This window comes from Streptomyces palmae, from assembly GCF_004684805.1.
In the GTDB taxonomy this organism is placed as follows: Bacteria; Actinomycetota; Actinomycetes; order Streptomycetales; family Streptomycetaceae; genus Streptomyces; species Streptomyces palmae.
On the sequence record NZ_SRID01000304.1, the window covers coordinates 1 to 8,510 of the forward strand.

The 8,510-nt window shown below is 74.3% G+C and carries 8 protein-coding genes and 1 pseudogene; 4 read left to right on the top strand and 5 right to left on the bottom strand.

Annotation, left to right across the window (positions count from 1 at the left end):
- On the bottom strand, window positions 1-218 hold a 218-nt coding region (locus tag E4099_RS24625), incomplete at its 3' end, for a cation transporter (RefSeq protein ID WP_135341311.1).
- An 84-nt stretch (window positions 219-302) separates the two neighbouring features.
- The gene (locus tag E4099_RS24630; protein ID WP_135341312.1) at window positions 303-617 is read right to left on the bottom strand and encodes a heavy-metal-associated domain-containing protein; all 315 of its coding nucleotides are present in this window, start codon (window positions 615-617) and stop codon (window positions 303-305) included.
- Between the two features lie 281 nt (window positions 618-898).
- On the opposite strand from E4099_RS24630, the gene E4099_RS24635 reads away from it, so the two are divergent.
- Window positions 899-1,660, top strand: coding sequence for a MerR family transcriptional regulator (locus E4099_RS24635; RefSeq protein ID WP_135341313.1), 762 nt, complete (start codon window positions 899-901; stop codon window positions 1,658-1,660).
- 235 nt (window positions 1,661-1,895) lie between these two features.
- Here E4099_RS24635 and E4099_RS24640 read toward each other — a convergent pair whose 3' ends face one another.
- Entirely contained in the window at window positions 1,896-4,358 is a 2,463-nt protein-coding gene (locus E4099_RS24640) for an ABC transporter permease (protein ID WP_135341314.1), read from the bottom strand.
- Window positions 4,352-5,101, bottom strand: coding sequence for an ABC transporter ATP-binding protein (locus E4099_RS24645; RefSeq protein ID WP_135341315.1), 750 nt, complete (start codon window positions 5,099-5,101; stop codon window positions 4,352-4,354). Before E4099_RS24645 ends, E4099_RS24640 begins: the two co-directional genes overlap by 7 nt.
- Window positions 5,102-5,298: 197 nt before the next feature.
- Here E4099_RS24645 and E4099_RS24650 point away from each other — a divergent pair, with 197 nt between their 5' ends.
- The 3 genes and pseudogenes from E4099_RS24650 to E4099_RS34500 all read left to right on the top strand — a co-directional run.
- The gene (locus E4099_RS24650) at window positions 5,299-6,588 is read left to right on the top strand and encodes a sensor histidine kinase (RefSeq protein WP_167828468.1); all 1,290 of its coding nucleotides are present in this window, start codon (window positions 5,299-5,301) and stop codon (window positions 6,586-6,588) included.
- Window positions 6,561-7,220 carry a response regulator gene (locus tag E4099_RS24655; RefSeq protein ID WP_209446717.1) on the top strand — a complete coding sequence of 220 codons (660 nt, stop codon included), beginning with the start codon at window positions 6,561-6,563 and terminating at the stop codon, window positions 7,218-7,220. Before E4099_RS24650 ends, E4099_RS24655 begins: the two co-directional genes overlap by 28 nt.
- Before the next feature lie 15 nt (window positions 7,221-7,235).
- Window positions 7,236-7,437, top strand: a pseudogene (locus E4099_RS34500) (WCX domain-containing protein); the annotation flags it as partial.
- On the opposite strand, the gene E4099_RS24665 reads toward E4099_RS34500, so the two are convergent.
- Window positions 7,392-8,510, bottom strand: a 1,119-nt coding sequence (locus tag E4099_RS24665) for an MFS transporter (protein ID WP_135341317.1), incomplete at its 5' end; no start/stop codon positions are given. The pseudogene E4099_RS34500 and the gene E4099_RS24665 sit on opposite strands and share 46 nt — an antisense overlap.

An 8,510-nucleotide genomic window follows, 5' to 3' on the forward strand; every position in this document is an offset into this window, starting at 1 on the left:
GCCGCGGTGTAGCCGGTGGCCTCCACCGTCGCGATCAGATCCGCCACCGCCACCTGGTCACCGAAACTGACCTTCGCCTTCTCGGTGGCGTAGTTGACCGTCGCCTCCACCCCGTCCATCCGATTCAGCTTCTTCTCGATACGAGCGGCGCACGAGGCGCAGGTCATCCCGCCAATGGCGAGTTCGACCTCGGCCGTGCCGGTCACCGTGGTGGTCATCTCTGCTCCTCTGGTCAGCTGGTGCGGTCGGGGCCCGGCCCGGTGGCGGGCCCCGACCGCGATGCGGTGTCTGTCGGGCGCCGGTCAGGCGGCGCGGCCGGTGAGCTCGTAGCCCGCCTCGTCGACGGTGCCGGCGATCAGCGCGTCGTCCGGCTCGGCGGTGGCGGTCACGGTGACCTGACCGGCACCGAGGTCGACCTCGACGGACAGCACACCGTCCAGGGCCCCGATCTCCTTGGTGAGCGTGGCCTTGCAGTGTCCGCAGGTCATCCCGGCCACGTTGTAGGTCACCACGACGCCCTCGGCGGGCTTCTCGGGAGTGGCGGCGCTGGTGGCGCAGCTGTGGTCGGGGGTGCAGCAGGAGGAGGTCACGGTGAGCTCTTCACGGACGGTCGACATGGGGTTCTCCTTGAGGTCGGTCATACCCTAGGGGGGTATCTCGCACTCCTGAAACATATACCCCCTCCCCGTATCTCGGCAAGGACCGAACCCTCGATATCTCATACCCGGCGGGGGTATCGGGTCACCCGGGGAGGCTCCGCATGCCGCGCCGCCGGCGGCAGGACAGGCCGGAGCCCTCCCCTCGCGCTGGGCTTGCGGTTGCCGCAGCGTCAGCTTCTACCGTCCTGACCAGGGCCGGAGGTTCCGGCCCTGGTGAATCACTCGTGCGGGAGGCGGTCATGGCCTGGCCCATCGCTGAAGTGGCCCGGATGTCCGGGGTGACCGCCCGGACGCTGCGGCACTACGACGAGATCGGCCTGCTGCCACCGGCCCGCGTCGGCGCCAACGGCCACCGCTACTACGAGGAGCGGCAGTTGCTGCGGTTGCAGCAGATCCTGGTGCTGCGGGCGCTCGGCCTGGGACTGTCCGAGATCGGCCGGGTACTGGCCGATCAGGTGGACGAGGTCCAGGCGCTGCGCGGCCATCACCGCAGGCTGCTGGCCGAACGCGACCGGCTGGACGCGCTGGCCGACACCGTCGCCCGCACGATCACCGAACTGGAGCAGTCCAGGAGGGACGGCACACCCATGACCCGAATCAACCGGCCGGAGAACCTGTTCGAGGGCGTCCGGGCCGACCAGTACGGCGAGAACCTGCGCGACTTCCCCGAGCAGGCCAGGGCGGTGGAGCAGGCCATCGCCGGAATGAGTCCGGCCGAGATCGAGGCCGGACAGCGCGAGCGCACCGCGTGGATGATCCGGCTGGCCGAGCTGATGGCCGCCGGCCGGCCCGCCGAGGCCGAGCCCGTACAGGCCGAAGTCGATGTCCAGTACCGGGCGCTGACCGCGATGCGAGCGGTCTCGGCCGAGGAGTTCCGCGCCATGGGGCGTTCCATCGTGGAGAACGAGCAGCGGCGTACGGCGTACGAGGCGATCGCGCCGGGCCTGGCCGCGTACCAGCGTGACGCCATCGAGGCGTACGCCGCCAACCGGCTCGGCTGAGCCGGACGGGGCCGCCGCCCCGGAACGCCCCGGGTGGCGGCCCCGTGTGACAGCCCCATCGGTCGGGGCTGCCCCGGTGGACGCGGCGGCAGCCCGAGATCGCCGCAGCGGCCACGGTGGTCGGGGCGACCCCGAGGGCCGCCGCGGCGATCCCCCTGGTCACCGTGGTGGCCAGGGGGATCGCCGCGGTGGGCGGACCCTGAGCGGCGGCGCCCGGTCAGGGGGCGGTCGGGCGTCACTCCCGCGCGCCCGCCGGCTCCAGGGCCCGGCGGCGCAGGGCGAGGGAGGCGGGGATGACGGCCGAGAGGACGGCGAGCACCGCGCAGGCGGCGGTGGTCGCGGCGATGGCCGGCCACGGGATCCGGATCGCGGCCGGTACCGAGAGCAGGTCGAGCGCGCTCCACATGCCCGCCAGCTGGAGCCCGGCGGTCAGCAGTCCGAGCAGGGCGCCGACCGCGACCGCCAGCAGGGCCTCGGCGCCCACCAGTTGGAGGAGCTGCCTCCGGGTGGCCCCGGCCAGGCTCAGTACGGCCAGCTCGCGGACCCGGTCGGCGGTCGCCATGACCATGGTGCCGACCAGGGAGATGCCGGTGTAGAGCAGGGCGATGCCCAGGACCAGCAGGAAGCCGAGCCGGGTCGTCCGGTTCGCCTGGGGGCGGGCGGCCCGTACCCACTGGTCCTTGGTCAGCACCTGTCCGCCCGAGGCGCGCACCGCCTCGCGCAGCCCGGCGGCGACCGCGGTCCGCTCCGCGCCGTGCGCGAGGGCGACGTCGACCCGGTCGATGGTGGCGCCGGGGGCGTTGGCCGGCGTGACATAGACCCCGTTGCCGCCCGTGCCGGTGGTCATCACCGCGGCGATCCGCAGCGTCCTGGGCGTGCCGTCGCCGAGCCACACCCGCACGCGCTGTCCCACGGTGTGCCGCTGCCACTCCTCGTTGACGATGATCGAGCTGTCGTCGAGGTCGTCCAGCCGGCCGGCGGAGAACGGGAGGCGGGTGGTGGCGGCGAGTGCCCCCGGGTCGGCCGCGCGGGCCTGCGACGTGGTGAGGGCCGTACCGTCCTCCAGGGTGTGGACGGCGCTCGACGCGGTCACCGCGACCTCCGCGCCGGGCACACCGCGCAGCCTGCGCAGCGTCGGGGCGTCGAACCCCGTCCCGCCGGCCGGGAGGACGACGAAGGCGGCGGTCGTCTGCCGGCGCGTCTCGGCGGCCTTCGCCTCGTCCAGGGTCGCGGTGGCGCCCAGGAGCGATCCGGTGAGGGCGACCGTGACCAGGACCGGCGCGGTGATCGCGGTGGTGCGCCGCACTCCGGCGGCGGCGTTCTCGCGCGCCAGCATGCCGAGGGCTCCGGGCAGCCGGGCCGGCAGCCAGGTGAGCAGCCGGACCAGCGGGCCCGCCGCGACCGGTGCGAGCAGCGCGACCGCGCTGATCAGCAGCATCGGCCGGGTCACATAGGTCTTGCGGTGCAGCAGGTCGCCCGGGTCGGTGGCCAGCGCGGCGCCCAGTGTCCCGGCGGCGGTCAGCAGCAGGGCCGTCCCGCACACTCCGCGGCCCCAGGTCATCGTCCCGCTGTCCACCGACGCCTCGCGCAGCGCCTGGGTGGGGCCGGTGCGGCCGGCTCGCCAGGAGGCGGCGGACGCACCGCACAGCGCGACGCCCAGGCCCGTGGAGAACGCCAGGTGATAGGGCCACTGGGCGTCGCCGATGGTGAACCAGCCGGGGGCGAGGCCCTCTTCGACCACCCAGGCGGCCAACTCCGGCGCACCGTACCGGCCGAGCAGGCAGCCGGTGGCCGAGGCGAGTACGCCGATGCCCAGGGCCTCGGCGAGCACCATCCGGCGGACCTGCCCCGGGGTCGCCCCCGCGGTGCGCAGCAGCCCGAACTCGCGGCGCCGCTGGGCGACCGCGAACGCGAAGGTGGCGGCCACCACGAACACGGCGGTGAAGGCGGTGACTCCCCCGGCCGTGCCGAACAGGGCGTTCATCGCGGTGAGGGCCTCGCCGTCCCGGTCGGGGTCGGCGTCGGCGCGGCGGCGCGCGTCACCGGTGAGGACCTGGGCACCGGAGCCGCGCACCGCGGCCCGTACGGCCGACGGGTCGGCGTCCACCACGAGTTGCACGCCGGCCGGTGACAGCTGGGCGGCCCGCGTGTCGGTGTAGAAGACGGCGTTCTCGAAGGGCGCGACACCGCGTGCGGTGACGGTGCCGACGACCCGTACCCGACCGCGGTCGGTGCGCACCCGCTCGCCCGGCTTCGCCCAGCCGCCGCTGACCGCGACCTCGTCCGCCCCGCGGGGTGCGCGTCCGGCGTCGATCCCGTACCGGGCGAAGGCGGCGGTGGACCAGGGGTGGCCGACCAGGTCGCCGGGGCCGCCCTCGGCCCGTACGGCGAAGGACCGGTCCTCCACGACGGTGCCGAGCCTCGCCAGCTTCGCGCGGATCCCCGCGGGTACCGGGCGCGGGTGCGCGAGCCGCCGCGTACGGTCGCCGTGCGCGGTGGGCACCCGCAGGGTCTCCGCTCCCCTGACCACGACCGGCGCGGCGGCGAAGCGCTCGGGCTTCCGGTCGGGGGCGTCCAGTGAGGAGTCGAGCGCCAGGCCCATCACGGCGATCAGCCCGACGCCCAGCGAGAGCGCGAGGAAGCTGCCGGTGAGCGAGGTCCAGCGGGTGCGCAGGGTGCTCAGGGCGATGCTCAGCACGGTACGGCCTCCAGGGTGGCCATGCGGCCGGCGATGTCCTCCGCGCCCGCCCCGACCAGCTCGCCGTGGACACGTCCGTCGACCAGGAAGACCACGCGGTCGGCGTACGAGGCGGCCACCGGGTCGTGGGTGACCATGATGATCGTCTGGCCCTGGCGGTCGACCATGCCGCGCAGCAGTGCCAGCACCTCGCGGCTGGTCCGCGTGTCGAGCGCGCCGGTCGGCTCGTCCCCGAAGAGCACCGCCGGGCGGGTGATCAGGGCGCGCGCCAGGGCGACCCGCTGCTGTTGGCCGCCGGACAGCTGCGTCGGCCGGTGCCGCGCCCGCCCGCCCAGTCCGACCTGGTCCAGCACCTCGCGTACCAGGGCTGTGGAGGGGCGGCGGCCGGCGAGCCGCAGGGGCAGCGCCACGTTCTGCTCGGCCGTCAGCGAGGGCAGCAGATTGAACGCCTGGAAGACGAACCCGATGTGCTCGCGGCGCAGCAGGGTCAGTCCGGTCTCGGTCAGCTCGGTCAGCTCGGTCCCCGCCACGGTCACCGACCCCGAGGTCGGCCGGTCCAGACCCGCCGCGCAGTGCAGCAGGGTCGACTTGCCCGAGCCGGAGGGCCCCATGACGGCGGTGAACGTGCCGCCGGGGAAGCGGAGCGAGACCTGGTCGAGCGCGGTGACGGCACCCTCCCCGGACCCGTACCGCCTGCTGACCCCGCGCAGCCGGACCGCCTCGCCGCGCCGTTGTCCGTTCATCCGTCCCCCACTGGTTGCCGTGGTCCGCCCGTGGGGCGCCACTGATCGCCTGGTGTCCTTGCGGGCTCCACGAAACCGTGCGCGGGCATCGCGGCGCAGTGAGGCGGGACCGAGACTCGGGGTAGGGCCAGGCATACCCCCGGGCCTCCGGCTGGGCCGATGGCCGCGGCCCGGACGGGGCCCCTACGGTGATCGCCATGCGGTCTCGGAATGTGTGGCAGGCCATGTCCCGGCCCGGTTTTCTGCTGTCGCCCTGGCCCTGGCGTTCGGCCGGGTACCTGCTCAGCGGCGCGGTGACCGGCGCCGCCGTCCTGGTGGCGATCGTGCTCCTGGCGGCGGTCGGCACCGTACTCGCCCTCGTCCTGGTGGGCCTGCCGCTGCTGGTCGCCACGGCCATGGCCGGCATCCCGGTGGCCGCGGCCGAGCGGCGCAGGCTGCGTCTGGTCGATCGGGACCCGGCCCCCGACCCGCGTCGGGCGCCCGCCGACCGGGGTCTGCGGCCCTGGCTGGTGACGCGTCTGCGGGAGCGGGCGACCTGGCGAGAGCTGGGGTACGCCCTGCTGTTCGCGGGGCTGCTGTGGCCGGTCGACGCCCTGGCGGTCGCCATCGCCCTGCTCTGCCCGCTGTCCCTGGTGGCGACCCCGCTGCTGATGGCCGCGGTCGGCGGGGGCCGGGAGACCAAGGTGCTCAAACTGTGGACGGTCACCACCTGGCCCGCGGCCTTCGGCTTCGCCCTGCTCGGGCTCGTCCTGCTGGGCCTGTGCGGCTATGTGCTGGGCGTCGCGGCCGGGGCGCGGGCCCAGCTGACCCGGTCCCTGATCGCCTCCCGCGAGGTCGAGTTGGGAGCGCGGGTCGTCGAACTGTCGCGGTCCCGGATGCGGTTGGTGGACGCCTTCGAGGCGGAACGGCGGCGCATCGAACGCGATCTGCACGACGGGGCGCAGCAGCGCCTGGTGGCCTTGACGATGACGCTCGGCCTGGCCCGGCTGGACGCACCGCCGGGACCGCTCGCCGACCGGCTCGACGCGGCCCATGCGGAGGCCGGCAAGGCCCTCGCCGAACTGCGCGAACTCGTCCACGGCATCCATCCCAAGGTGCTCGCGGACTACGGACTGCGGGCGGCCGTCGAGGACGCCGCCGACCGCTCGGCAGTCCCCGTGGAGGTCGACCTGGCACTGTCGGAACGGCTCCCTGAGGCCGTCGAGTCCGCCGCGTACTTCGTGGTCTGCGAGGCGCTGGCCAACGTCGCCAAGCACAGCGGGGCGAGCCGTGCCGAGGTGCGCGGTGAGCACCGCGACGGACGGCTGTTCCTCCAGGTGCGCGACGACGGCCGGGGCGGCGCCGAGGCCGCGGCCGGAAGCGGGCTGACCGGGCTCGCGGACCGGGTCTCGGTCCTGGATGGCAGACTCTCCCTGTCCAGCCCGCCCGGCGGACCGACCCTGCTGCGTGTGGAGTTTCCTTGCGAGTGGACCGAGCGCTTCGCATAGTGCTGGCCGAGGACGGCGTGCTGCTCCGGGAGGGGCTGGTGGGCCTGCTCCAACGCTGCGGGCACCAGGTCCTGGCGGCCGTCGGGGACGCCGGGGCGCTGATCACCGCGGTCGAGGAGCACACTCCCGACATCGTCGTGACGGACGTGCGCATGCCTCCCGGGTTCCAGGACGACGGGCTGCACGCGGCGGTGCGGCTGCGGGAGAGGCGGCCCACGCTGCCCGTTCTGGTCCTCAGCCAGTATGTGCAGCGCGCCTACGCCTCGGAACTCCTGGACTCCGGCGACGGATCGGGCGTCGGCTACCTCCTCAAGGACCGGGTCGGCCAGGTCGAGGAGTTCCTGGACGCGCTGCGCGAGGTCGCGGACGGCGGCACGGTGGTCGACCCCGAAGTGGTACGCCAGTTGCTGCGCCGCCGCCGCGACCCGCTGGAGCGGCTCACCCCGCGCGAGCGGGAGGTGCTGGCCCTGATCGCCGAGGGCAGGTCGAACGGCGCGATCGCCCGTGAACTGGTGGTGTCCGAGGCCGCGGTCGGCAAGCACATCGGCGGCATCCTCACCAAGCTCGACCTGCCCCCCGCGGAGGACACCCACCGGAGGGTGCTGGCCGTCCTCGCCTACCTGCGGGCCTGACGCCAGGACGCGGGACCCGACGCGGGCGGCCTGCTGCGGCTGGAGGTGGCATTCCAGGATCTGCGGCACGCCGAGTGGGCGCTGTGGCAGCTCGGTACGGACGCGGAAGGCCCTGGCCCCGGTGTCACCGCGCACCGCCCTTCGCCACCGCGCCGCCGCGATCGCCACCCGCTACGGGGCCGCGGTCCTCGACGCGGCCTCCCGCGAACGGCCGTGACCGACGCCTTCGACGCGCGCCTCATCCGGCACGGTGTCGTCTGCCGCCGCATGGCGCGTCTCGGCCCAGCGGACCGCGTAGGGCATGGCCAGTCCCGCCAGGACGAAGACGCCGCCGAGTGCCAGCCAGCCGGGAGCCTCCCAGCTGATGCAGAACAGGGCCAGGATGGACGGCGCCAAGGAGTTCGCCACACCGATGCCGGTGGCGTTGAGCCCGGAGTACTGGCCCTGGGCGTGGGCGGGTGCCAGTCCGAAGCTCAGCTCCAGCGAGGCGGCCGCATGCCACAGCTCGCCGATGGTGTGCATGGCCACCCCGGTGATGATCAGCACGGTGGCGAGCCAGGCCGGCAGCCCCGCGGCGAAGGCCACCACGGCCATCCCGAGCAGGAACGCCACTCCGGAGCGGGCGGCGGCCCGACCCGCCGAGGGGTTGTCGGTGACGTTCCGGCCCGCGCGCACCTGGAACGCGACCACCAGCAGCGTGTTGAGGACCCCGCAGGCGCCGACCAGCCAGTGGGGGGCCTCGCTGTGTCCGACGATCCACAGCGGCAGTGCGAAGACCAGCACGTGCCCGTGCAGCGACAGGATCGAGTCCAGCAGGGTCACCACGATGAACGGGCGGTCCTTCAGCAGGGCCCACCGGCCGGCCGTGGGAGTCTGGGAGGCGGGCCCGGATTCGCGCAGCGGGGGCAGGTGGGGCAGCCGGCCGACGACCGCCGCGCAGAGCGCGAAGCTCACGGCGTTGCCGATCACCAGCGCCGCGAAGGCGCTCTCCGTGCCCACCTGCACCGCCACACCGGCCAGCAGGGCACCGCAGGCCCCCGCCAGGTTGCCCAGTGCCCGCAGGTACGTGCGGAACCTCGTCGGTTGCGGGCCCGCCAGACCGCGGACGAGCGGCCCGCGGGCCGCCGCCCCGGCCGAGGCCGCGACCTGGGTGAAGGTCATGACCACCACGAACGCCCAGAAGGAGTGCACCACCACCAGCGCCGCCATCGCCACGGCCTGCGCGCACAGGAGCACCAGGTAGGTCTCCCTGTCTCTTATGCACATCTGACGCTGCTGACGATCGCATAA